Consider the following 23,951-nt stretch of genomic DNA (forward strand, 5'->3'; position numbering starts at 1 on the left):
TATGAAAAGCCTCGATTTTGCTTCTTTAATGTCAATTTTATCAAAACAGCAGTTTTTGATCGGGGCTTTTATTTTCAGTATGTCATTATCCTGTACTCCATCTGAAATTGTGAAATTTAATGGAGAAGAGATCGAATATCATCGAAGTGCTGATATCGGCAATATTTCCTTAGATATTGATTCTCTTGAGAATAAAGAGGTCATTTTTTCAGGAAGTGGAATTTGGAAAATTTTTAATGGCCAGATTATTCTCGCAGATAAAAAAACTGGAATATTTTATGTTTTTTCAGACGATCTGAGCCTAAAAGAAACACAAATGGGTACCGGAGAAGGACCAAATCAAATCAAGGGAGGACTTGTCGCAATGGCTCCTGGAGATCAGGGGCTTTTCCTTTTAGGCGGTAGTTATGACTATTATGTCGTCGATAAGAACTGGACTATTTCCCAAACAGGCAACTTGGACTTTTACCATGAAAATACTCCTTATGATGAATTGTTGAAAAACCCCAAACCGGAATACTCAGGCATTTACGAACTCCATTATGAATTTCAAAAACCTTCCTGGTTTGGAGAGGAGAGAGTGATAATTCAGATATCCTCTACCCATCCCGATTACAATTACATTCTAAATAAAAGTTACTTTGAGGAAGCCAAAAACCTAGGAATACTTGATTTGAGCAATGGGAAAATACAAATCTCAGGAGGCTATCCACCTATTTATTCAGAAAGTAATTTTATATCCTATTTGATGGGAACTGCGGTTGCTCCGATTGAAAACCGTTTTTTTGTTCAGGGTTTTGAGGCAGACAGCCTGTTGTACAAGTTTACAGCTGATGGCATGCTTCAGTATGCATTTGGTCATTCTGGTAAAGACATGATGACCAACTACCCTGATCTGAACGCTTTGGATGTGACTGAGTTTGATCTAGGCCGGGAAGAACTTCGCCCAAAAGTCAACTACTATACTACTTTAGATTTTATTGAGGAGCGAGAGCTATTGGTACGAGGTTATACTAAAAACAGCGCGATAGAAGATGGGATTCAGCTTTACAGAAATGATACCTTGCTTTTGGACCAAGCTGTTCCGAAGGGTTTTAATTACTTCGGATACAAGGAACCATACCTCTACGGCTCATACAATAAGCAATTTGAACGGGAAGAAAAGATTGTCGTCTATAGATTGAAATTATCAGAATGAAAACGTCAACCCTTCTTTTGTCAACTTTTGCAACTTTTACAGCCTTACTTCTGGGTTCACAATCCTTGTATGGTCAAGAATCTGGGCAAAAGAAGCATCAGTATTCCATACTGGAAAAGGGTGAAAATGAAAAAAGAAGCCCCGTTCCTTTTTTACCCATATTTACTGAGAATGGAACTGTTTACGGAATAACCGATAGCATTGGAAATATCACCTTGGAGGAAGGGATCACATTTTTTATCCGAAGTTTATTTTACCAAGACAAGGCCTTCAAGGTCGAGCCAAATGCAGAAATAGTAATTCTTCTAGAAAGGGTCGAAATTGAACTGGAAAGTATTGAAATCCGATCCTTTCATAACCCTATCGATCAGCTCAAAAACCTTAATAAAAGCTTTGAGCCTGCTTTTAACAAGGAGGCATTCCTATCAAATTTCAGGGGTTATTATGCTGTCCAACAGCATGAAAAGTATGTGGATTTTTTCGAAGCGAGTGGCATTTCTCTAAACTATCAGAGTCAAAAATGGAAGCCCTATGAATTTGTCCAAGCAGGGTGGGAAGGAGGCAGCGCTTACCAATTTCTAGTGCCCCTAGAACTGAGGAGAAGTCATCATTGGGACTGGACGATAGGAGATACGATTCCTGCAAGGAATACCTTACCCAGCACAGAAAGGTCAGATCAGTATTTTATAAAGCCTTTTTATGCGAGAGAATTATTGCATGCTTTTGAATATTCTTGGCCTTTATCCTCTTCAAATCTCAAATTCTACGATTTCCAGTATGACTTGGAAAATGGAAAAGAAATCATCCTGTTTAAATCAAAAGACGAGGAGCGCGTAAAGGCAAATTCAGACCTATTCCTCATAGGAGAAGGAAAAATCGTTTTGGATGATGCAGGAGAATCTGTAGAAAGTATCTCTATCAACTTCTCCAAGTATAACTACATCGCCTTTCCGAAAAACCGAAATGGGCGAGAACGGCAGATGGGAGGTTGTCTTTCAGTCATTTTTGAAAATTCTAGTGACAAAGTCTTTGTGAGCGAGGTAGAATTAAAAGCTAAACTTTTCGGTCCCATCAATATCGGAAATCCAAGACCTTATCGAAAAGGAAGGGAAGTCACGATTGTGGAGAAAATTCTTTTCGAGGACTTTCAGTTTGTTCAGTCCAAACAAGATTTAGCGTCGCTGGAAAAAGGATTTGGTTTTGTGGGATTGGAAAGCATGGTTGCTTATGATCCCGAATATTGGTATTCCCATGCTTTGGTGAATCCTAATTTATTAAATCAAATTAAAAGGGATCTAGGCTCAAAAATCAGCCTTTACGAACAGTTTCAAGCCAACTCTGGAAAAAGATTAATTCCTGAGGAGAAAGATTTAGCTTATTACAAAGATTATATTTCGAAGCTTATTCCTCAATTGAAATCAATAAGCGAAAAATTATCGGATAAATAAGAAAAAAGTTAAGTCATTGATTTAGTACCTGAGGCAAGGACATTTGACTTTTGCAGGAAGCCCAGAAGATTTGGCAAAGGAAGAGGGAAATTATACCGCTAAGTATCTAAGAGAAGGATTAGCCTAAGAGGAATTAGATTAAATCCTTGGCTAAATTCAAAAAAATTACCTCCGGATTAAAATTTTATTTTCCTGTTTTTCAAAAAGTTATAACTAAATTTAATTTTTTACTCGTTTTTTTTCTTGACAACTAAGTTTCATTTTTTTATCTTGGAGGAGAAAATAGTTTTAGGCCTAAACTTTTGAAAATCAAATTTTAAATCTAATTCTTAGAAAAATGAAAAAATTAATAGGCGTGACAGCTTTAGGACTACTATGTCTTTTTATTTCCCCAGTTGAAAATATAGCTCAATCTTTAGCAGGAGAAGAAAACCCTTGTGATGCAGGACCCAATAAAAATTTCGAAAGTTGCAGGGATAAAAATTGTACAGAAAAAATAAATGTGGCTTGTTCCTTTATTTATGCCCAGGATATTGTAACAATTTGGGGTAGAAGAGAAAGTTAAATTAAAATTTTAAATAGGGAACAAATTTTATTTGTTCCCTATTCTTTATAAATTATGAAAAAATTTATTATCATTCTATTAGTTGTTTTCGGATGTACAAAATCATCTAAAGAAAGGAATATTTTTGTTACAAGTGAAATTACTTATAAATATGGAACACCTTTATTGAAGAATCAATTAATCAATTACGCTTATCTTGTAGAATCTTTTGAAGATTATCTAATTCTATTAAATTTTAGAAATGAACATGTAATTCAAATAATTGATAAATCCACTGGAGAAACAGTTTATAAAGGAATTAATTTTGGAGATGGTCCAGAAGAAATTCAAATACCAATAAGCCTCTATCTAGATCATACTACTTCAAATCTTTATATACAGGACGGAGGTTCAAATTCTGTAAAATATTTTAATTTGGTTGACTTCAAAAGGTCTAATTTTAAAGAACTAAAATTAATTACCGAAACGTTACCATCGAACGGCCAAAGGATTTTCCCTATATTTCCTTTTAAATCATCTTTTATTGGAATATCACTTGATAAAGATATGGAGTTAATCAATTTTAAAAATTCCAATGTAATAGACACTCTTTTTTATTATTCAGAAAAAGTTGAATTCCCAAACCTACCTAGTAAATTCTTTGGAATACAACTTGAAGGGAAATTTGGAATATCAACTAACAAAAAATATTTATTGAAAGGTAATTTATATGAACAAAGAATATCCTTATATAATTTAGAAACATTAAACAGAAAAGAATTCTTCAACTACCTAGAACCAAAATATAAAGATGAGTTTATAGAGTCAACGGGTAGATTTAGATGGGATAAGGAAAGAAACTTCCAGTATATCAGCATAAAAGAAAAAGATGGGAAATTCTATTTACTTTATTCTGGAACAAATATCAAAGACGAGGAAATAGTTTTATTGGGCAATGAAATTCATGTATTCGATACAAAAACACAGTCCTTGGAAAAGTTAATTTTAGATAATTATATTTCCGACTTTACTATTGATGAAAACAATATGATATATGGTATAAATTTTACTTTAAGCAACCCAGTTTTATTGTTTAAGTAATTTAATTCAGTTTAAAAGGAATTTCTTGATAAATTTTTGAACTTTTAATTTCATTATTCACTGCTACTTTAGAAAGTACCCATTAAATTATTTTCGAGATAGCTAATACGGTAAATGTAAAATTACACTGCCGAAGTATCTGCGGGAGAGTTTTACCTAAAAGAGGCAAGCTAAAGTTTAAAGTTTTCGCTCGTACCAGCTTTTGTGTACAATCTTCCACTTGCCTTCTACCTTAATAAGTGTAAGAAAATCATAATAATAGATTCCTGGCCAATACAATTCAGTTTCAACTGAAGCAGTATTCCCTTGTACTCGAATGGATACGATTTCATTTTTATGTGCAGCTGGATCGCGAGGATCTCCTTTAGCAGTTCCTTCTGCCCAAGTTTCAAAATCCGTGATAGTCAGATTTTCTCCTCTATATCCTATCAATCTTGCCTCCGGCAAAAAAGCCTTTTCCAATTTGGATCGGTCTCGCTGAATCATCCCATCAAAGTAGTTTTGAACCGTAGCTTGAATCAATTCCCGATCTGTTTGCTCTTGGGCAAAAACACTACCCGAGATAAGGATCAGAAAAAATAGAACAAGGATATTTTTCATTGTTTGAAATGGTTAAATGGAGAACGCTCAATCCCAGCCCTAATCAACTCTATTTTCTATGTCGCTATGTCTTTTTTTTCACCACATAGAATCATAGGGCACATAGCTTTTTGATATCCGTTCTTGACCGAAAACTAAAGCTTAAACCTCTTATTTCCAGCCAGTATCTACTATGCTACTTATGTTTCTATGTGGTTTTAAATTATAATGTGCTGCCAGCCCAAATCGTCAATTAAATCTTATCAAATCCCAAATATGGGTGCAAGACTTTTGGCATTTGAATACCATCCGGTCCATGGTTATTTTCCAAAATAGCAGCTACAATTCGTGGAAGAGCCAAAGCTGATCCATTCAGCGAGTGAGCCAATTGGGTTTTCTTATCCTCGCCTCTGAATCGCAATTTTAGACGATTGGTTTGGTAAGTTTCAAAATTGGAAACAGAACTCACCTCCAACCATCGCTCCTGAGCCGCTGAGAATACTTCCATATCGTAAGTCAAAGCAGAAGTAAAGCCCATATCTCCTCCACAAAGTCGAAGCACTCGATATGGGAGCTCCAGCTTTTGCAATAATCCCTGTACATAGGAAATCATCTCTTCCAATGCCTGATAGGATTTATCGGGATGCGTGATTTGTACGATTTCTACTTTGTCGAATTGATGCAATCGATTCAAACCCCGAACATGCGCGCCCCAACTTCCGGCTTCCCGTCGGAAACATGGCGTGTAGCCTACATTTCGAATCGGTAAATCCTCCTCCGAAAGAATCACATCCCGATACAAATTGGTAATAGGTACTTCCGCCGTTGGAATCAGATATAAATTATCAGCAGTAGCATGATACATCTGCCCTTCTTTATCCGGAAGTTGGCCTGTCCCATAGCCAGAGTCTTCATTTACCAAAATAGGCGGCTGTACTTCCAAAAACCCAGCTTTCAAGGCTTCATCCAAGAAGAAATTGATCAAAGCTCGCTGTAATCTTGCTCCCTTTCCTTTGTAGACAGGGAAGCCTGCACCGGTGATTTTCACCCCTAGATCAAAGTCAATGATGTCATATTTTTTGATCAGCTCCCAATGAGGCAATTTATCCTCACCAAGGTTCGGGATAACACCATGCTCCAAAACAACTTCATTGTCTTCTGCAGATTTTCCTGAAGCAACAGAAGAATGAGGAATATTCGGAATTGTATATAGAAGGGCTTTTAATTCTTCCTCAGCTTTGGAGTTTTGATCATCCAAGTCCTTGATTTCCTGCTTGAGCTGGGCAGTTCGGGCTTTTATTTGCTCTGCTTCTTCTCGTTTTCCAGACTTCATGAGCATTCCGATTTCCTTGGAAATGCTATTGGATTCGGCCTGAAGCTGATCCCGTTGGGTTTGAGTAGTTTTTCGCTGATCATCGAGTGCAAGCACCTGATTCAATACCGCCAATGCATCAGGGAAATTCCGCTTTTGCAAGCCAGCCAAAACCACATCAAATTGATCACGAATATGATTAACTAATAGCATGAATACTTTTGGAATTTTTGAGGCACAAAGATAAGGACTTATCGGACAAGGACCGTCTTAGAAACCGAAGAGAATGGTCCTTCCAGCTCGGTTCCATCTTTTCTTAAAAGAGAAATTTTCACCTGATATTCACCTGAGGGAAGATTATCCACACGAACAGGTGCCATATGATCAATCTCATAATGATAGTCACCTACTTCGATTTTCACTTCGAGATCATCAAGTTTCATATCTCCACCCAAAACCAAAAAGTCCACCACCAATTCTTCTCCATCTTCAATCAATTCTTGATTTCTTGGATAATTCACTGCCAAATACGGCTCAGCAGAATAGGGAAAGGGTCTAGAATCACCCACCTGAAAATCACGGTCTACGTAATTCCCAAAATTCTTCAAGGCAAATCCTGATTCATCTACCAAAAAAGCAACTACCCGATAAGTTCCTTCCTCTAATTCTTGCTGAAAGATTGGGCTTCGGTAGCCAATTGGATCATTATTATTCAAGACCATAAAAAGCTTGAATCGATTTGAAGCTTCTTCTTCAAAAGGGTAATTTTTGATATTGAACTCAAATGGGACTTTTCCAGGCTTGAAAATCTGATTGCCCAAAGGAGTAAACAATTCCAAGATAGCATCCGGATAGTCCGGCAATTCCTCGTATTGAAAAAAGGCTACATTTGGACTCGTGCTGACTACCGTAGCTGAATCAACTTGGGCTGGTCCAACGACCTGTTCATTGATCTTCTTGCGATTTTCTGAACAAGAAAATAATACTAAGCCCAATATGGAAAGTGCAAACAGGTTTTTTTTCATAGTGAGGGATTTGAAACTAAAGGTATTATTTTTGGACAAAAATTATGCTCATTATCATCTAAATCAACTAAAATATGTCCATCCTTTTCGATGAAATTCCAAGCCTAGACTTAGCGGATTTCACCTCGGGCACACCCGAACAGAAAGCGGCTTTTGTCAAGAAATTGAGCGCAGCCTACGAAAATATTGGTTTTGTAGCGATCAAAAACCACGGACTAAGCCAAGACTTACAGGACAGACTTTATGCTGCCATTAAGAAATATTTTGCTCTTCCTGATGAAGTAAAATCTAAATATGAAAGACCTGAAATCGGTTATCAAAGAGGCTATACCGGAAAAGGAAAAGAGCATGCTAAAGGTAGAAATACCGGAGATTTGAAAGAATTCTATCATGTTGGACAGGAACTTTCCTTCATCCCCGATGAAGATCCCGTGAAAAAGGAATATCCGGAGAATGTTTGGCCGGAAGAAGTCCCTGAGTTCAAAGATGTGGCAATTGAAGCTTATCAAACGCTTGAAAAAGCAGGAAAATCCATGTTGCAGGCAATTGCAATAAGCTTGGACCTACCTCAGGATTACTTTGAGGATAAAGTTGCCTATGGAAATTCCATTCTTCGCCAAATCCACTATTTCCCTATCGAAAACCCTGAGGAGGTTCCTGAGGATGCAGTACGTGCCGCCGAGCATGGGGACATCAACTTGATCACCTTATTGATGGGAGCAAGTGCTGATGGATTACAGGTGCTACGTAAAGACGGAAAATGGATTCCAATTACCGCCCTCCCCGATCAGTTGGTGGTGAATGTAGGAGATATGTTAGAGCGATTGACAAATAAAAAACTGAAATCCACGATTCACCGCGTAGTCAACCCACCGCGTGAATTGATGAATACCAGTCGATTTTCAATCCCATTCTTTATGCATCCACGTTCAGAAATGGATTTGACCTGCTTGGAAAGCTGCATCAGCGATGAAAACCCGAAGCAGTTTACAGATGCAACAGCAGGAGAATTCTTAGAGGAGCGACTTCGTGAATTGGGACTGAGAAAATAAGCGATGTCAATAAAAAGGGTCAGATATTACTTATTTCTGAAGGACATTCTGGCCCTTTCTCTTACTGCTTTTGGTGGACCTCAAGCATTTTTAGCCATGCTTCTCGAGCGAATGGTAAAGGTCCGTAACTACATCACCGAAGATGAGCTCTGGGAGCTCAATGCACTCTGTAATATGCTCCCCGGCCCATCATCCACTCAATTGATTTCGGCTATCGGTTTTCGAGTGGGAGGACCAAATCTAGCTTATTTGGCACTTTTGGTTTGGATCATTCCAGCTACCTTGATCATGATAGCGGCAGCTGCTTTGATTTATTTTTTGCAGGAAGCCAGCCCGGATGCCCTCAACTTCGCCAAATTCATTCAACCTATGGCGATTGGTTTTATCATTTTTGCTGCGCAAAAAACCATCAGTAAAATGGTTCAAACCACCGAAGCCATGGTTTTGGTTTTGATTTCCACCTTTGTGGCATTTTTCTACAGTTCCCCATTTGTTTTCCCAGTGCTCTTGGTGATCGGCGGACTGAGCACTTCCATCAAGTATAAAAAACAGCCTAAACTAGAACAAGATGAGCCTCTAAGAATTCAATGGGCAAATTTTTATTTATGGGGAGGAGTATTGATTCTTGCTGCTGTTTTGGGTGCCTTGACCCGATACCAACCCGTATTGCTTTTTGAGAATTTCTATCGAAATGGAAGTTTGATTTTCGGAGGAGGACAAGTCTTAGTACCGTACCTGTATGCCGAATTTGTAGATTTCAAAAACTTCCTTTCTTCGGAAGAATTTTTGACAGGTTATGCAATTTCTCAGGGAATCCCTGGCCCAACCTTTAGTATTTCTTCTTTCGTGGGAGCTCTTTCCATGAGGGAATATGGTCTAATCGGATTCTTAACAGGAGGCTTAATTGCTGCGGCGGGGATCTTTCTTCCGGGGATTTTCATGATATTCTTTGTGATCCGGTTTTGGGATCAACTTAAAAAATATCGGCCCGTACGAGCTGCCTTGGAGGGAATCAATGCCGTTTCATGCGGAATGCTAATCGCTGCGGCGTATTTGCTTTTCGAGCCTTTGGAAGCCAATTTTTTGAACATTCTCATGATCCTAGGCGCCTATTCTCTTTTACAATTCACCAAAATCTCCTCTCCCTGGATCATTTTGGGCGGAATTTTGCTTGGAATCCTTAATAATTGGCTGTTTTAATCAACTCAGAATTTCGGTCTGGGGAACAAGATTAAGCTTCAGTACGTTTTAACATTTCAAATCATTTCCTATCTTTCCTTCATGCAGGCCTACGAATTCATCAATAATCTCATCCCTCCACTCAAGCTAAGCGATCAGGCTAAGATGGCTTTGGGCTGGATGCAGGAGATTCGTACCAACTTTCTGCCTGTGGTTGACAAAGGAAAATTCCTAGGTTTTTTGAGTGAAGAGACCATCTTCGACTTGAATAATCCTGATGCAAAGGTTGAAGAAATTTCCTTGGATATGCCAGCTTGCTGGGTGTATTCAGATCAGCATATTTACGATGTGCTGCGGGTAAGCTCCGAGCAAGATTCCAATATCGTAGCAGTCTTGGATCGGGAAATGGCTTACATGGGAGTAGTCACCATGGAAGATGCCATTGCTGCTATCGCTGACAGTCTTTCTATCCAATCCCAGGGATCTGTTTTGGTTTTGTCCATGAATATGACAGACTACAGCTTAGCTGAGATTGCCCGTTTGGCTGAAACCGAGAACACTAAAATTTTGAGTTCTTTCATCAGCAGTGACCCGCTTGATGAAAACAAAATCAAATTGACCCTCAAGCTTGACAAGCCTGAGTTGCGGTATATTAAAGCCACCTTAGAGCGCTTTGGCTACAAAATTTTAGACCATTACCAAGAAGAAACCCAAATCAGCAGTGAAGAAGACCGAATCGGTAACTTGCTGAGATTTTTAGATATTTAGCGTATGAAAATCGCGCTGCATGGCCTGTCCTTAAAGCATGAATTCTTAAAAGACGTACGGGCTCTATTTAAATCTTTAGAAAATCACGGATTCGAAATCTTTGTTACTCAGCAATTTGATCGAAATCTTCGAATGCATGGCAAGACTGGACTGAAGTTCGAAGTCTTGGAAAATCCAAAAGACATGGATGCCATGAAGTTTTTGATTTCAATTGGTGGCGACGGGACATTGCTGGATTCGGTATGTCAAGTTGGAGAATTAGAAACGCCGATTTTGGGATTAAATACAGGCCGATTGGGCTTTTTGGCAACTGTCTCCACCGATAAAATCGATGAAGCTGTAGAACACTTAGCCACTGAAAACTTTCAGATTGAAAACCGAAGTTTGGTTTCACTAAAAACCAAAAGGCGATTGTTTGATGGCTTGAATTTCGGTTTGAATGAATTCACCATTCACAAACGAGACACCTCTTCCATGATTACGGTCCATACCTACATTGATGGACGCTACCTGAACAGTTATTGGGCAGATGGACTGATTGTAGCAACTCCAACAGGTTCTACAGGATACTCCCTTAGCTGCGGGGGCCCTTTGATTTCGCCTTCGGCTAAAAATTTTGTCATTACTCCGGTAAGTCCCCATAATTTGAATGTGAGGCCTATCATCGTTTCGGATGAAAGTGAAATTAGCTTTGAAATTGAAGGAAGAGCAGAGCGTTTTCTAATCTCATTAGACTCGCGATCCACCTCAGTTTCTTCAGAAATGAAATTTAAAATCCGAAAGGAAAAATTCTTCGCCAAGTTGGTCAAGCTCCCCAATTACGATTTTTTTGATACCTTAAGGCATAAATTGAATTGGGGATTTGACATGAGAAATTGATTTCCAGTTCAAATAAATCTTAAAAAATAGCTTAACAAAGATTAACCCAGTAGATACCAAACGGCGTTTTTTAAACGTTAGGTACTTCATAACTTGCATCGTCTTGAAAAAGGTCAATTTTCAGATTTCTTCCTTTTTATTCCTTTTCTGGATTTTTGGGTTGGGGATTTTTTCCCAAGCTCATGCTCAGAAATATGAAGTCGGAGGAGGATTGGGTACAACGGCTTACACCGGGGATATCCTACGGAATATTGACCTGGACCATTTAGGTCTTCACGGCACGTTGTTTGGCAAGAGAAATTTTGACAATGTCTGGTCACTTCGGGTAGGAATTACCGCTGGAACACTTCGGGCAACTGATAGTGTCCGTCCTTTGGATTTACCTGCTGAGCGTCGGGATGCTAGATTTAGAGGAGGCGTTTTAGAAGGAACTGCGATAATGGAATTCAATTTCCTAGATTTCCTGAGAAATGACTCCGAATTCTTCTGGTCTCCGTATGCATTCTTTGGAATCGGTTATTCCCATTTCTTTATGAAGGGAAATACCTTTGCCTACAATGCATCCGAACGCTACAATCTAGGCTCGGTAGTCATCCCTTTTGGTGGTGGAATCAAGTATCGGCTAGATGACCGCTGGACTTTACAGGTTGAAGCTGGGATTCGAGCCACATTTACAGATTACATCGACAAGATCGATGGAAGTTCGCCCCCTATTCCCCGTTTTCAAGATCCGGCAAATCCCGATATTCCTTTCGGGATCAACTTTGGAAACCCCTATGACAAGGATTGGTACTATTTTTTGGGAGTTAGCTTGAGCTACACGATCCAAAGTACAAAATGCTACGCCTATTAATTATTTGATCCTTAGGCTAAATAATTGGAAAAGAAATAGCATTTTTGTACCTCCAAAATTGAAGGCACCCGGATCGGAAGTAATGAAGGAAGTTTTAGACCTAAAGCGAATCCCAAAACATATTGCAATTATCATGGACGGCAACGGCCGCTGGGCGAAGAAAAAAGGCGCCATGCGGATCTTCGGTCACCGAAATGCCATCCAAGCAGTAAAGGACGCCATCGAAGGTGCTGAAAACTTGGGTGTAAAATTCCTTACCCTCTTTTCATTTTCTACCGAAAACTGGTCCCGCCCACAGGAAGAAATCAATGGTTTGATGGAGCTTTTGGTCAAGACCATTACCGATGAAGTACCCATGATGATGAAAAACAATATTCGTCTGGAAAGCATCGGAGACCTAGACAGCCTTCCTTCCGCTGCCTATGAAAAACTCATGGAAGCTAAAAGAACTACAGGCCAAAATGATGGTCTCACAGTGATCTTGGCTTTGAGCTATAGTGGACAGTGGGAAATTACCCAAGCGACCAAGCGCATTGCTCAAAAAATCTCTGAAGGAAAATTGAAAGTGGAAGATATCAACCAACAGGTTGTTGCCGACCATTTAGAAACTGCCGGAATTCCGGATCCAGAATTAATGATTCGGACAAGTGGTGAGTTTCGTATCAGCAATTTTCTGCTTTGGCAATTGGCCTACACGGAGTTGCATTTTACTCCTGTGCTATGGCCGGATTTCAGAAGAGAACACCTAGTCGCAGCCATTCTAGACTATCAACAACGAGAGCGTAGATTTGGTAAAACTGGTGAGCAGATTAAATCTTAAGTTTTGATGAAAAGAAGTTTACTGATTCTGTTTTGTCTGATTTGGGCAAGTACGGCGATGTCACAGATTCGACTGGGACAATCCCGCTTTGCCACAGCCAAGCCAGTAGATATTTTGGAATTGAATTATTCCAAACCCCAGACTTTTCGAGTTGCCGAAATCAAGGCAGTGGGACTTTCCACTCTGGATGAAAACGCCATTATTTCTCTTGCAGGTATCAAAGTCGATGACCGAATTGAGGTTCCGGGTGACGCCATTTCCAATGCATTGAAGAAGCTTTGGAATCAAGGAATTATCGGAGATGTAAAAATTTTAGTGACCAAAATCGAGGGAGAAGATATCTACTTGCTTTTGGAACTGACCGAACGTCCAAGATTCTCCAGGGTAGAATTCACTGGAATCAACAAAACCCAGGAAAGTGAACTTCGGGATAAAGTCAACATCCGGGGACGAGTGGTCCGTGAAGATGTATTGAATACGGCAGAACGAAATATTCAAAAATATTTTGTGGACAAAGGCTACTTGAACACTGAAGTAAAAGTCAATCAGGTCCGAGACACCACCTTGCCTAACAGTGTTTTGCTTCGATTCGATGTGGATCCAAAAAGCAAGGTTAAAATCAATGAAATCCGAATATTTGGAAATGAGGAAATCCCCGATTCCAAGGTCAAAGGTAAATTGAAAAAGACCAAGGAACATGCACGAGTTAGCGTATTCAGAGACTTTTATTCCAGAATGACTGAGGCTTCCCCTTCTGATGTTGCAAATACACTTCGATACACTGACTCTGCTTCAAGAGAGGATGTAAAAACTTACATCAATAAAAACTTCAAGCTGAACTTCTTTGCCGGCTCTAAGTACATTCCAAAGGAATACCGAAATGACAAGGACAATGTGATCAACTTTTACCAAACCAAAGGATTCCGCGATGCAAAAATTGTATCGGATTCAGTCTATGCCTTTGGAAAGGACGAGATCAACATTGATTTGGAGCTAGAGGAAGGCAGAAAATATTACTATCGAAACATTGAATTTACTGGAAACTTCATCCATCCGGATGAGGTTCTGAGAGCCAAATTAGGCATTCAAAAAGGTGATGTTTACGATAAAGAACGCTTAGATAAGCGTTTGAATTATGACCCTCAAAAAGGAGACGATGTCAGCTCCCTTTACCAAGATGACGGATACCTCTTCTTCAATATTCAACCGGTTGAAGTTAACGTAGTTGGAGACTCCATTGATTTGGAGATGCGGATTTTTGAAGGACCTCAGGTTACAGTTAACTCCGTCAATATCAAAGGAAATGAGCGGACTTCTGACCACGTGGTAATGCGGGAAATCCGAATTCTTCCTGGACAGAAATTCAACAGAGCCTTGTTAGTTCGAACCATTCGTGAACTTTCCCAATTGGGTTATTTTGACCCGGAAAAGATCAATCCAGACCTTAGACCAAACTTTGAGGCAGCTACAGTAGATATCACTTTTGAGCTGGAAGAAAGACCAAATGACCAGATTGAACTCTCCGGTGGTTGGGGTGGATTCTACGGCTTCGTAGGTACAGTTGGACTTGTATTCAACAACTTCTCCATCAAAAACATCGGTAATTTCGACAAATGGGATCCGCTTCCAGTAGGTGATGGTCAAAAACTATCGTTGCGTGTTCAAGCAAACGGACGAACATTCCAGAACTATTCCGTTTCCCTTACTGAACCTTGGTTTGGAGGAAGAAAGCCAAACGCCCTGAGCATTAGCTTTAACCACTCTGTACAGCGACAGGTAGACTTCTTTAACTCTGCCAACTTTGGAAACGAATTAGGTTTCTTCAAAATTACCGGAGCAACCATAGGTTTGGCTAGAAGAGTGACTTGGCCGGATGATTATTTCAGTATTTCAAATTCACTACAGTTCCAGGTTTATGAGTTTGATCGATTCGGAACTTCCTTCGGTCTAAGCTATCCAACAGGTCGTTCCAATAGTATTACATTTAATAATACCATTGCTCGAAATAACGTAGACAACCCGATCTATCCACGATTTGGATCCAATATCATGTTGTCTACTGCACTGACTCCACCATACACTTCCTTGAATAAAAACATCGATGCGGAGTCTCCGGATGAGGAAAAATACAAGTGGCTAGAATATCACAAGTGGATGTTTGATGCAAGTATTTATACTCCATTATTCGGATCAAACAAGCTAGTAGCTAGTGCTCGTGCCCACATGGGATTCTTGGGATCCTATGGTGACCGAATCGGAATCATTCCTTTGGAGCGTTTTGTGATGGGTGGTGATGGTATGACCTTTAATAACTTTGCTTTAGGTCAAGAAATCATAGGTTTGAGAGGTTACGAAAACCAATCTATTACTCCAGGTAGAGATACCCGGGGAACTGAAAATCCCGATCCTTACGGTGGTATAGTCTATAATAAATATGTGATGGAACTTCGATTCCTAGTTTCTCCAAATCCATCAGCTACCATCTTTGTACTTGGTTTTGCTGAAGCTGGAAACAACTGGGGATCTTATAAAGAATTCAATCCATACGATTTGAAAAAATCAGCTGGGGTTGGTGCTAGGATCTTTATGCCAGCCTTTGGTTTGCTTGGAGTTGACTGGGGCTATGGCTTTGATGCGATTCCAGGACAGACACGAAGAAGCGGTCCACAGTTTCACTTTACTATCGGGCAGCAATTCAGATAGTAGGAATATGGCGTGTATTGGTTAATTTATGTCAAAATTTTCGGAGACCTTGGTTCGTTTTATCATGGCTCTATAAAATAACTTGAACATGAAAAGATTCCTGACCATAGCCCTTTTATTTGGATTCACGCTGATTTCTAGCCAGTTAATGGCTCAAAAGTTCGGATATATCGATTCGGAATATATTCTAAATAAACATCCGGACTATAAAATCGTACAACAAGAGCTTGAAAAGCTAAGCAATGCCTGGAAGAAAGAGGCACAGGATTTGGACGCTGAAATAAAAGAAATGTACGTACAGCTGAAGGCGGAAGAAGTCCTCCTGACAGAAGAAATGTACCAAAAGCGACTTGGTGAAATCTGGGAAAAAGAAAAGCAATCTCAGGAATTCAGCAGCCGCATATTTGGAATAAACGGTCAGTATTTCCAAAAGCAGGCCGAACTTCTACAGCCTTTGCAGTCAAAAATATACGATGCCATCGAGCGGGTATCCCGAAAAAACAACTTGGCTGTATTATTTGACAAAGCTTCCGTACCTTCGGGCATTATTTATACCGATCCACGACATGATTACTCAGAATTTGTCCTGGATGAACTGGGAATTGAAGACAACAATTAAATAGAACACAAATGATGAAAGTAAAAGTTATCCTTTCTGCAATCGCTTTGCTTTGCGTAGGATTCGCCGCTCAGGCACAAGAATTGAAAATTGGGTATACCAATGTGGAGTTTATTATGGATTTGATGCCAGAAATGGAACAAATCGGAGCTGACCTTCAAGATTACCAAACTCAGCTTCAAACTAATATCCAAACAAAAGTTGCTGATTTCCAGCGCCAAGTACAGTCTTATCAGCAAGCTGCTCCTACTATGACTGACGATGCACGTGCAGCCAAGGAAGCAGAATTGACAAAACTACAGGAGGATGTTCAAAAGTATCAGCAAGATGCTGAGATCTCTTACCAGAGAAAATTGCAGGAATTGCTTGAGCCAGTACAAACTAAAGTAATCAATGCGATCAATGCCGTTGCCGCTGAAAACAATTATACACATGTATTTGCTGAGACAGCGGGTCAAGCACCTATCTTGCTTTACACCAAAGAGGAAGACAAATTCACTGAATTGGTATTGGCGAAATTGGGAATCCAATTACCTACTCCTCCAGCTGGAAACTAATCAAATTTGAACCTTAATTTTAGCCGGTTCTTGTTATTCATGAGCCGGCTTTTTTATTTCACCTATGCCTAAAAAAAATCCGAAAGAACTGATCCAAAAAAGTCAAGATACCATCTTGGTGGATTTTTATGCTGACTGGTGTGGGCCCTGTCAGACCATGAATCCAGTCTTGGATATGGCTTTAGACGAATTGGGTGGGAAGATCAAATTACTCAAAATTAATGTCGATAAACACCCACAGCTTTCTCAGCAATTCGGGATTCGATCCATTCCCCATTATGTACTTTTCAAAAGAGGAAAAATCCTATGGCGAAAAGCTGGAATCATGACAAAAAAAGATTTGGTTCAAGCTCTAAAAGGGTTTTGCTAAAACTTCATCCGAATCGATTCCTGCTGGAAGAAGAAGACCGACTGTTTAAAGAACGACTCAAATTTTAATAATTCATTCATAAAAAAAGCTCCTTTAAAAGGAGCTTTTTCATTAGGTGAAATATTTCAATCGCATGACTTCCTTTTCAGTCAGGAAGCGGTAATGTCCACGCTTGAGGTCTTTTTTATCCAAACCTGCATATAATACACGGTCAAGAGCAGTCACATCATAACCTAGGTGAGCAAATATTCTTCTCACGATACGGTTTCTTCCAATGTGGATTTCCAACCCCAAAATCTTCCTATCCAAAGAAAGTACCTGCAAGTCACCAACTGGAGCGGGGCCATCCTCAAGGGTTAAACCTTCCCGAATCGCCTCTTCATCATTTTTAGTCAAAGGCTTGTCCAAGGTAACCTGATATATCTTTTTAATCTCATTTGAAGGATGCGAAAGCTTGGCAGCCAATTCCCCGTCATTGGTAAAAAGCAATAACCCAGTGGTATTTCGGTCCAGCCTTCCAACAGGAAAAATTCGCTCCTCACATGCATTCTCTACCAGATTCATAACCGTTTTCCGTTCCATAGGATCATCCGTTGTGGTGATGAAATCCTTTGGTTTATTTAATAGCAAATAAACCGGCTTTTCAGGATTGATTCGTTTGCCGTTATAAACAACCCGATCATTTCGATGGACTTTCAATCCCAATTCGGTCACCACCTTGCCATTCACAGAAACAAGACCTTGGGCGATCAACTCATCTGCCTCTCTTCGAGAACAAATTCCAGAATTTGCAATGTATTTATTCAGGCGAATTTCGTCCTGATCTTGATTCTTTTTACCCTTGGGAACATTTTCGAATTGGTATTCTGGCCTTATTAAATCCTGATTTTGGATTCTAGAAGGTCTGTTCTTGCCGAAGCCCTTTTTGGTAGGTTTATTTCCGGAAAAACCTTCGGATTTATCGCCATAAATAGGCTTTTGATCTTTTCCCCTTCCCAAATAAACTCGCCCCGAAGACTTGGATTCCTTCGGTTGAGGTCTTCCTTTACCGGATTCCTCTTCTCCAAAAAATCGCTTACCTGGCTTGGAATCTTTTGAAAATTTTGGTCGGTCGTCTTCCTCAAATTTCTTTTTGAAAGAAGGCTTTCCGCCTTTCTTTTCGAATTTACCTCCTTTTGGACCGCCCTTTTTTTCAGAGGATCCAAAGAATCTTTTTTTGGACTCAAATCCTGAGAAATCCTGAGATTTCTCTTCTTTTTTACCTTCCTTTTCTTGATTGAAAAAAGGCTTTCTCGAATTGTTTTTTCTCATAAGTATGCAGCATCACTGCTGTATTTAATTTTTAAAATAAGCAATTGAAATTCAATGGCTTAAATAGCCCGCAAAGATACAGGCTTTTTATCAAATAAGTTGCAAAAGATTTACTTCTTTCCTAGATAATAAGCTTGGGTAGCTTTTCTAACAGACCCTTCCTTTAACAATAATTCTTTTGCTTGATCAGCATCCAAACCTGTGGCCTCCATAATCATTCGTGTACCCCGCTCCACCAATTTGGCATTAGAAAGCTGCATATCCACCATTTTATTACCTTTGACTCTTCCCAATTTGATCATTGTCGTGGTGGAGATCATATTTAAAACCAACTTCTGAGCTGTCCCTGCTTTCATACGGGTACTTCCTGTCACAAATTCTGGCCCAACGATGACTTCAATAGGATGCTCAACTTCTTTACTTAATGGAGAATCTGGATTACAGGTAATGCAGCCTGTCAGCAATCCTTTCTCTTTCGCCTTCTTTACCCCACCGATTACATAAGGAGTAGTACCTGAAGCTGCAATTCCAATGACAGTATCCAATTCATTGAAACCGTATTCCTGAATGTCATGCCAAGCCTGATTTGGGTCATCCTCAGCATTTTCTACCGCTTTTCGAATTGCGGCATCTCCTCCTGCAATTAATCCGATCACCCAATCATCAGGAACTCCATAGGTAGGAGGACATTCAGAAGCATCCAAAATTCCTAATCTCCCAGAGGTCCCTGCTCCTATGTAGAAAAGCCTTCCCCCTTCTCGCATTTTAGGAACAATCTTTTCCACCAAAGCAGTAATTTTCGGAATTACCTCTTTGACCGCTTTGGGCACCTTATGGTCTTCCTGATTGATATTTCGAAGCAATTCCTCGATGGACATTTGCTCCAAATTATCGTATAAAGAACTCGTTTCAGTTACCTTCATAGCATTTCTTGGTGGTATAGTGTGAGACCTGCGATTGGGCTTTCGATTATTAATTTTACATGAAGACCTTTATCAGAAGCAGCTTTGCGAAGAATATCGCTGTTGTAATAGGCAATAGAGCCTACAAAGTTGACAGGTTTATTTTGGAAATTATCATATCGGCAAATATGCTTTTCAAAGAACTCCATAAATGAGTCATAATAAAGCCGATAACAATAAGGGTGGCTTTTATGCTCGGTAATGAACCGGCAAAAACTTGCCATATATCTGTTGGGAAAAGGTTTTCGATAAACATTTTCTTGAATAATGGCTTGAGTCAATTGAAATTGACCAACTAGATCTTTCCTGATTTCCTGAGGCATATCCTCATAAATAAAATCCTGAAGAAGTTTTCTGCCTATGTAGCCTCCACCTCCTTCATCCCCTAAGATATAGCCTGGAGCCGGTCTATTGGCTATGATTTTATTTCCATCATAATCACAACTATTGGATCCAGTTCCTAGAATACAGGCAATTCCCGCATCATGGCCACAGGTAGCCCGAGCCGCAGCTGCTAAGTCATGATCTACTTCGATTGATGCTGTTGGGAAAACAGTGGATAAGGCTTTTGCCACTTCACCTTTGCGTTCCGGTGTTGAACAACCCGCTCCGTAATAGTGGATTTCCCTAATTTCCTCCTTAAGATTCAATAAAAAGTCAACCTGCATTTGAGAAGCCATCTGCTCTGAAGTCTGGTAGTAAGGATTAAATCCCACTCCACGAAATTGAGAAATCTGGCCATTGGCATGAATTACTCTCCAGTCTGTTTTACTGGAACCGCTATCTGCTATTAATATCATATTAAATCAATCTTCCAATAGGTTTGAATCGCTCAAAAACCTGTTCCGTATGAGGCGCATCATTTAATTCCTCTGTAAGGTCTTGCCCAGCCCAGTGCTCATAATGTTTTCCGGTTTTCCAAAGTCGGGAATCAGTCACATCATAAATCACTCCGCGAAAAGCAATCCATACCTCTGGTTTGTCTTGCCCATTTCGAAGGGCAAGCTGCTGCCTTGTATAGGTTTTCATTAAAGCAATTTGATCTGGGCATTAATCCAACGCTCAGGAATCTCTCCTTTTTGGGCAGTTTGGTAATCGGAATAGCTACAAGGAACGGTAGAACTCCCACGCTCAAAATGATCTTTATCTCCATGGGGAATTTCCATCCACCATTTTCCGCTTCGCTTACTTTTGTAAAAAACCAAGGTATTTGGCTTGGAATCAAGAGAAACCGTGTACTTGATGTAGTCACTGCTTTTAAATGACAAGCTGTCCTTTCTTGAATAAAACCCTTCGATAAAATACCAAATCATCACTGCAGCCACCATGGCTGTTTTATTTTGGGCATCATCATAGTAAGGTTCGTATCCATAGAGACCGAATGAACTCAATTTTTCATTCATCCCGGCAAACCAACAGATTTGACATGCTTCTTCCGCGGTTAAGCCAAAAGGATTCGCCTCGAACACACCCGGAGCATCTGAAGATTGGATGGCTGACAGATCAAAACTCAATAAATCCGCATTTCGAATTATAGGCTCAATTTCCTTAAACTCCTTTCGAACCATACCCAATCGCATATGGTCGAAATACAACTTCTCAATGACGTTAATTAGTGTGGGATCTACTAAATAGCTTTGATAGGCTAAATGGGAATAAGTAAAAAGAAAATTAGGCTGGTGAAGAATGATTTCTTGGGTATGTTTATCGGCCATTGGCCCTTCCTCTTCCATGTCCAATTTGGCATCAACAGTCAGAAGGCTGACCAATTTTTTCATTTTCTCATAGGACAAATATTGACCAATATCTAGATCATGCGTTCCTCCCAGATAAATTGGCAATACTTGTTTTTTCATTAGGTAATCCCCGACTTTTTGGATTCTCTCATAGGTTTCCTGAAGATTTTCTCCAGGGATCAAATCACCCAAATCTGCCACCCGATAAGGTCCAATTCCTCTTTTCAGCGAGTAAAGTTTTTCCCGAATTTCTGAAGCACCTCTTTCGGCACTTTTTGAATGCTGGACTCCTCTTGTTTCTTTTAATCCAACAAGAGCTATTTGAATTCCCTTTAAATCGGGGAATTCCTCGCCATACCAATGGATCTGTTTGAAAAAAGAGTTATCTGGATATTTTTTCTGCCAAAGAAATTCGGCAACTGGTTCAAAAAAAGACTGAATACTCATACGGGTGTGTTAGATTTTAAAAATAATCAAAAAGAAGCATCCACCGAAGACTGCTTCTTTAAAAAGGCTTATCATCCTTTTATATAATAAAAAAAGTCTGTCTCAGTTTTTGAGACAGACTTTTTTGTTTTATCCTCCGAAGTCATCGAATCGGATGTTCTCATCCGGAATTCCTAGATCATCGAGCATTTTTAATACCGCTGCGTTCATCAAAGGAGGTCCGCAAAGGTAGTATTCGATCTCATCTGGCTCTGGATGATTCTTCAGATAGTTGTCATACAATACCTGGTGAATGAATCCTACATAACCGTCACCTTCTTCATCATCGAGGGATTTCTTGATCTTCCAATTGTCTTCTGGAAGGGGCTCAGAAAGTCCGATGTAGAATTTGAAATTAGGGAAGTCTTTTTCGATCGCTCGGAAATGAGGTACGTAGAATAGTTCTTTCTTAGAACGTCCTCCGTACCAGTAAGAAACCTTACGATGAGTTTTCTCAGTATGGAATAGGTGGAAGATATGAGATCTCAATGGAGCCATACCAGCACCACCACCGATATAGATCATTTCACGCTGAGTTGGATTGATGTGGAATTCACCGTAAGGACCAGAAATAGTTACTTTATCACCTGGCTTTCTAGAGAATACGTAAGAGGAACATACCCCTGGATTCACATCCATCCACTTGTTATTCGCTCTATCCCATGGTGGAGTAGCGATACGAATAGTCAACATGATGATGTTCCCTTCAGCTGGGTGGTTGGCCATGGAGTAAGCTCGGAAAAGCTCCTCGTCATTTTTCATTACCAAATCCCACAATCCGAATTTATCCCAATCACTCTTGTATACATCTGCTGGGTGACCCAACTCAGGATGCGGAGTGATGTCGATATCTTTGAAATTAACCGTGATTGGTGGAACGTCAATTTGGATATAACCTCCGGATTCGAAGTCGAGTGTCTCGCCTTCAGGAAGTTTTACCTTAAATTCCTTGATAAAGGTAGAAACGTTATAGTTGGAGATAACTTCGCATTCCCACTTCTTGATTCCGAAAATTTCTTCCGGAACGCGGATTTTCATATCCTGCTTTACCTTCACCTGGCAAGCCAATCGGACATTTCCTTGCTGCTCTGCTCGGCTAAGGTGACCAACTTCGGTTGGAAGGACTTCACCGCCTCCTTCTTCTACTACGCACTTGCACATCGCACAAGTACCACCCCCTCCACATGCTGAAGGAAGGAAAATCTTCTGATTACCCAAAGTTGAAAGCAAGCTAGTACCCGCCGAAGCGATGATAGGGCTGCCTTCATCTCCGTTGATGACGATTTTCACATCTCCAGAGTTGACCAGTTTGGACTGAGCAAAAAGGAGGATAAAAACCAGCAACAAGATGATCAGGGTAAATGCTACGATTGACGTGATAATTACTGAACCCATGAAATTTTGGTTTTTCTATTCTTATGGATTAAATGCCTTTTTTATAGGCGCACAAATATATTTATTAATCATCAAAAGCATTCAACCCTTCCAATAAAATTGAGGGGGTATTCTGCTTTTTTATAAGATCATAACTGATTAATTGTTCAAGAGGTTTAGCAAAGTTGTAAGTCTGTTTTTCAACTGCCGTCTATCGACAATGAAATCCAAAAATCCGTGTTCCAATACAAACTCGGAACTTTGAAAACCTTTTGGAAGATCTTTACCGATCGTCTCTCGAATAACACGAGGTCCCGCAAATCCAATCAAAGCACCAGGCTCGGCAATATTAAAATCGCCCAACATTGCATAAGAAGCGGTAACTCCTCCGGTAGTGGGATCCGTCAAAAGTGAAATGTAAGGAATCCCTGCCTGATCCAATAAAGCCAGTTTCGCAGAGGTCTTTGCCATCTGCATCAAGGAAAACCCGGCTTCCATCATTCGGGCTCCTCCTGATTTGGAAATCATCAAGAACGGAACTTTGTGTTTCAATGCGTAATCAATCGCTCGGGCAATTTTTTCTCCAACCACAGAACCCATGGATCCACCGATGAAATTAAAATCCATACAGGCAATGACGATATTCAACCCATTCATTTTACCATGGGCTGTTCGCACAGCATCTTTCAATTCGGTTTTTTCGATACTGCTTTTGATTCGAACCGGGTAAGGCTTGGTATCAGTAAACTTCAAAGGGTCCCCTGAAGTCATATTTGCATCTAGCTCGATGAATTTGTTATCGTCAAAAAGGATTTCAAAATACTCGGCTGAACCGATTTTCACGTGATAATCATCATCCGGGCACACATAGGAATTATTCTTAAGCTCCCGCGTATGAATGATATTTCCTTTCGGGGTTTTAAACCAAAGCCCATCAGGAGCATCCTTTTTCTCAGCGGTTGAGGTTTTAATCCCTTTATCAGTTCGTTTAAACCACGCCATATTCGTTTTTTCTGGGTTAGAAAAGTTAAAGAAACAAATTTAGACCTTAAATCCATGAAATGAAAACAGAACT

24 protein-coding genes are annotated in these 23,951 nt (G+C 39.9%); 14 read left to right on the forward strand and 10 right to left on the reverse strand.

What is annotated here, in order from left to right; all coding sequences use genetic code 11:
- Position 1 precedes the first annotated feature (1 nt).
- The 4 genes from E4S40_RS15680 to E4S40_RS15695 all read left to right on the forward strand — a co-directional run bounded on the left by E4S40_RS15680 (position 2) and on the right by E4S40_RS15695 (position 4,291).
- The gene (locus E4S40_RS15680) at positions 2-1,198 is read left to right on the forward strand and encodes a hypothetical protein (protein WP_135076314.1); all 1,197 of its coding nucleotides are present in this window, start codon (positions 2-4) and stop codon (positions 1,196-1,198) included.
- Positions 1,195-2,646 (forward strand): hypothetical protein, encoded by a 1,452-nt coding sequence (locus E4S40_RS15685; RefSeq protein WP_135076317.1) that lies wholly within the window; start codon positions 1,195-1,197, stop codon positions 2,644-2,646. The genes E4S40_RS15680 and E4S40_RS15685 overlap by 4 nt, the downstream gene beginning before the upstream one ends.
- A gap of 337 nt (positions 2,647-2,983) precedes the next feature.
- Positions 2,984-3,211 (forward strand): hypothetical protein, encoded by a 228-nt coding sequence (locus tag E4S40_RS15690; RefSeq protein WP_135076320.1) that lies wholly within the window; start codon positions 2,984-2,986, stop codon positions 3,209-3,211.
- Positions 3,212-3,265: 54 nt separating this feature from the next.
- On the forward strand, positions 3,266-4,291 hold the full coding sequence (locus tag E4S40_RS15695) for a BF3164 family lipoprotein (protein ID WP_135076323.1): 1,026 nt from the start codon (positions 3,266-3,268) through the stop codon (positions 4,289-4,291).
- Between the two features lie 177 nt (positions 4,292-4,468).
- Here E4S40_RS15695 and E4S40_RS15700 read toward each other — a convergent pair whose 3' ends face one another.
- From E4S40_RS15700 to E4S40_RS15710, 3 genes are all read right to left on the reverse strand, one after another.
- Positions 4,469-4,891 (reverse strand): nuclear transport factor 2 family protein, encoded by a 423-nt coding sequence (locus tag E4S40_RS15700; RefSeq protein WP_135076326.1) that lies wholly within the window; start codon positions 4,889-4,891, stop codon positions 4,469-4,471.
- 232 nt (positions 4,892-5,123) lie between these two features.
- On the reverse strand, positions 5,124-6,395 hold the full coding sequence (gene serS, locus E4S40_RS15705) for a serine--tRNA ligase (protein ID WP_135076329.1): 1,272 nt from the start codon (positions 6,393-6,395) through the stop codon (positions 5,124-5,126).
- Between the two features lie 38 nt (positions 6,396-6,433).
- Positions 6,434-7,207 (reverse strand): hypothetical protein, encoded by a 774-nt coding sequence (locus tag E4S40_RS15710; protein WP_135076332.1) that lies wholly within the window; start codon positions 7,205-7,207, stop codon positions 6,434-6,436.
- A gap of 74 nt (positions 7,208-7,281) precedes the next feature.
- Between E4S40_RS15710 and E4S40_RS15715 the strand changes: the two genes are divergently transcribed.
- From E4S40_RS15715 to trxA, 10 genes are all read left to right on the forward strand, one after another.
- A complete protein-coding gene (locus E4S40_RS15715) occupies positions 7,282-8,259 on the forward strand; it encodes an isopenicillin N synthase family dioxygenase (protein ID WP_135076335.1) in 978 nt (325 codons plus the stop codon).
- 3 nt (positions 8,260-8,262) lie between these two features.
- A complete protein-coding gene (gene chrA / locus E4S40_RS15720) occupies positions 8,263-9,459 on the forward strand; it encodes a chromate efflux transporter (RefSeq protein ID WP_135076339.1) in 1,197 nt (398 codons plus the stop codon).
- 81 nt (positions 9,460-9,540) lie between these two features.
- The gene (locus E4S40_RS15725) at positions 9,541-10,206 is read left to right on the forward strand and encodes a CBS domain-containing protein (protein ID WP_135076342.1); all 666 of its coding nucleotides are present in this window, start codon (positions 9,541-9,543) and stop codon (positions 10,204-10,206) included.
- A 3-nt stretch (positions 10,207-10,209) separates the two neighbouring features.
- A complete protein-coding gene (locus tag E4S40_RS15730; protein WP_135076345.1) occupies positions 10,210-11,085 on the forward strand; it encodes an NAD kinase in 876 nt (291 codons plus the stop codon).
- A gap of 103 nt (positions 11,086-11,188) precedes the next feature.
- Positions 11,189-11,938, forward strand: coding sequence for a type IX secretion system protein PorG (gene porG, locus E4S40_RS15735; RefSeq protein WP_135076348.1), 750 nt, complete (start codon positions 11,189-11,191; stop codon positions 11,936-11,938).
- A gap of 82 nt (positions 11,939-12,020) precedes the next feature.
- A complete protein-coding gene (locus tag E4S40_RS15740) occupies positions 12,021-12,758 on the forward strand; it encodes an isoprenyl transferase (protein ID WP_135076510.1) in 738 nt (245 codons plus the stop codon).
- A 6-nt stretch (positions 12,759-12,764) separates the two neighbouring features.
- On the forward strand, positions 12,765-15,461 hold the full coding sequence (locus E4S40_RS15745) for a BamA/OMP85 family outer membrane protein (protein WP_135076351.1): 2,697 nt from the start codon (positions 12,765-12,767) through the stop codon (positions 15,459-15,461).
- A gap of 88 nt (positions 15,462-15,549) precedes the next feature.
- Positions 15,550-16,080: an OmpH family outer membrane protein gene (locus tag E4S40_RS15750; protein ID WP_135076354.1), complete on the forward strand. Its 531-nt coding sequence runs from the start codon at positions 15,550-15,552 to the stop codon at positions 16,078-16,080.
- An 11-nt stretch (positions 16,081-16,091) separates the two neighbouring features.
- Positions 16,092-16,637: an OmpH family outer membrane protein gene (locus E4S40_RS15755; protein WP_135076357.1), complete on the forward strand. Its 546-nt coding sequence runs from the start codon at positions 16,092-16,094 to the stop codon at positions 16,635-16,637.
- Positions 16,638-16,701: 64 nt separating this feature from the next.
- A complete protein-coding gene (trxA, locus tag E4S40_RS15760; RefSeq protein ID WP_135076360.1) occupies positions 16,702-17,007 on the forward strand; it encodes a thioredoxin in 306 nt (101 codons plus the stop codon).
- A 111-nt stretch (positions 17,008-17,118) separates the two neighbouring features.
- Here trxA and E4S40_RS15765 read toward each other — a convergent pair whose 3' ends face one another.
- The 7 genes from E4S40_RS15765 to accD all read right to left on the reverse strand — a co-directional run bounded on the left by E4S40_RS15765 (position 17,119) and on the right by accD (position 23,878).
- Positions 17,119-18,318, reverse strand: a complete 1,200-nt coding sequence (locus tag E4S40_RS15765) for a pseudouridine synthase (protein ID WP_135076363.1) — start codon at positions 18,316-18,318, stop codon at positions 17,119-17,121.
- Between the two features lie 110 nt (positions 18,319-18,428).
- Complete coding sequence (gene murQ, locus E4S40_RS15770) at positions 18,429-19,241, reverse strand: N-acetylmuramic acid 6-phosphate etherase (protein WP_135076366.1); 813 nt, start codon at positions 19,239-19,241, stop codon at positions 18,429-18,431.
- On the reverse strand, positions 19,238-20,080 hold the full coding sequence (locus E4S40_RS15775; protein ID WP_135076369.1) for an N-acetylglucosamine kinase: 843 nt from the start codon (positions 20,078-20,080) through the stop codon (positions 19,238-19,240). Before E4S40_RS15775 ends, murQ begins: the two co-directional genes overlap by 4 nt.
- Position 20,081: 1 nt before the next feature.
- The gene (locus E4S40_RS15780; protein ID WP_135076372.1) at positions 20,082-20,309 is read right to left on the reverse strand and encodes a cytochrome b5 domain-containing protein; all 228 of its coding nucleotides are present in this window, start codon (positions 20,307-20,309) and stop codon (positions 20,082-20,084) included.
- Positions 20,309-21,463: a formimidoylglutamase gene (locus tag E4S40_RS15785; protein WP_135076375.1), complete on the reverse strand. Its 1,155-nt coding sequence runs from the start codon at positions 21,461-21,463 to the stop codon at positions 20,309-20,311. The genes E4S40_RS15780 and E4S40_RS15785 overlap by 1 nt, the downstream gene beginning before the upstream one ends.
- Positions 21,464-21,592: 129 nt before the next feature.
- A complete protein-coding gene (gene nqrF, locus E4S40_RS15790) occupies positions 21,593-22,897 on the reverse strand; it encodes an NADH:ubiquinone reductase (Na(+)-transporting) subunit F (protein ID WP_135076378.1) in 1,305 nt (434 codons plus the stop codon).
- A 138-nt stretch (positions 22,898-23,035) separates the two neighbouring features.
- Positions 23,036-23,878 carry an acetyl-CoA carboxylase, carboxyltransferase subunit beta gene (accD, locus tag E4S40_RS15795; RefSeq protein WP_135076381.1) on the reverse strand — a complete coding sequence of 281 codons (843 nt, stop codon included), beginning with the start codon at positions 23,876-23,878 and terminating at the stop codon, positions 23,036-23,038.
- Positions 23,879-23,951 lie beyond the last annotated feature (73 nt).

The organism is Algoriphagus kandeliae (assembly GCF_004571135.1).
Classification (GTDB): Bacteria; Bacteroidota; Bacteroidia; order Cytophagales; family Cyclobacteriaceae; genus Algoriphagus; species Algoriphagus kandeliae.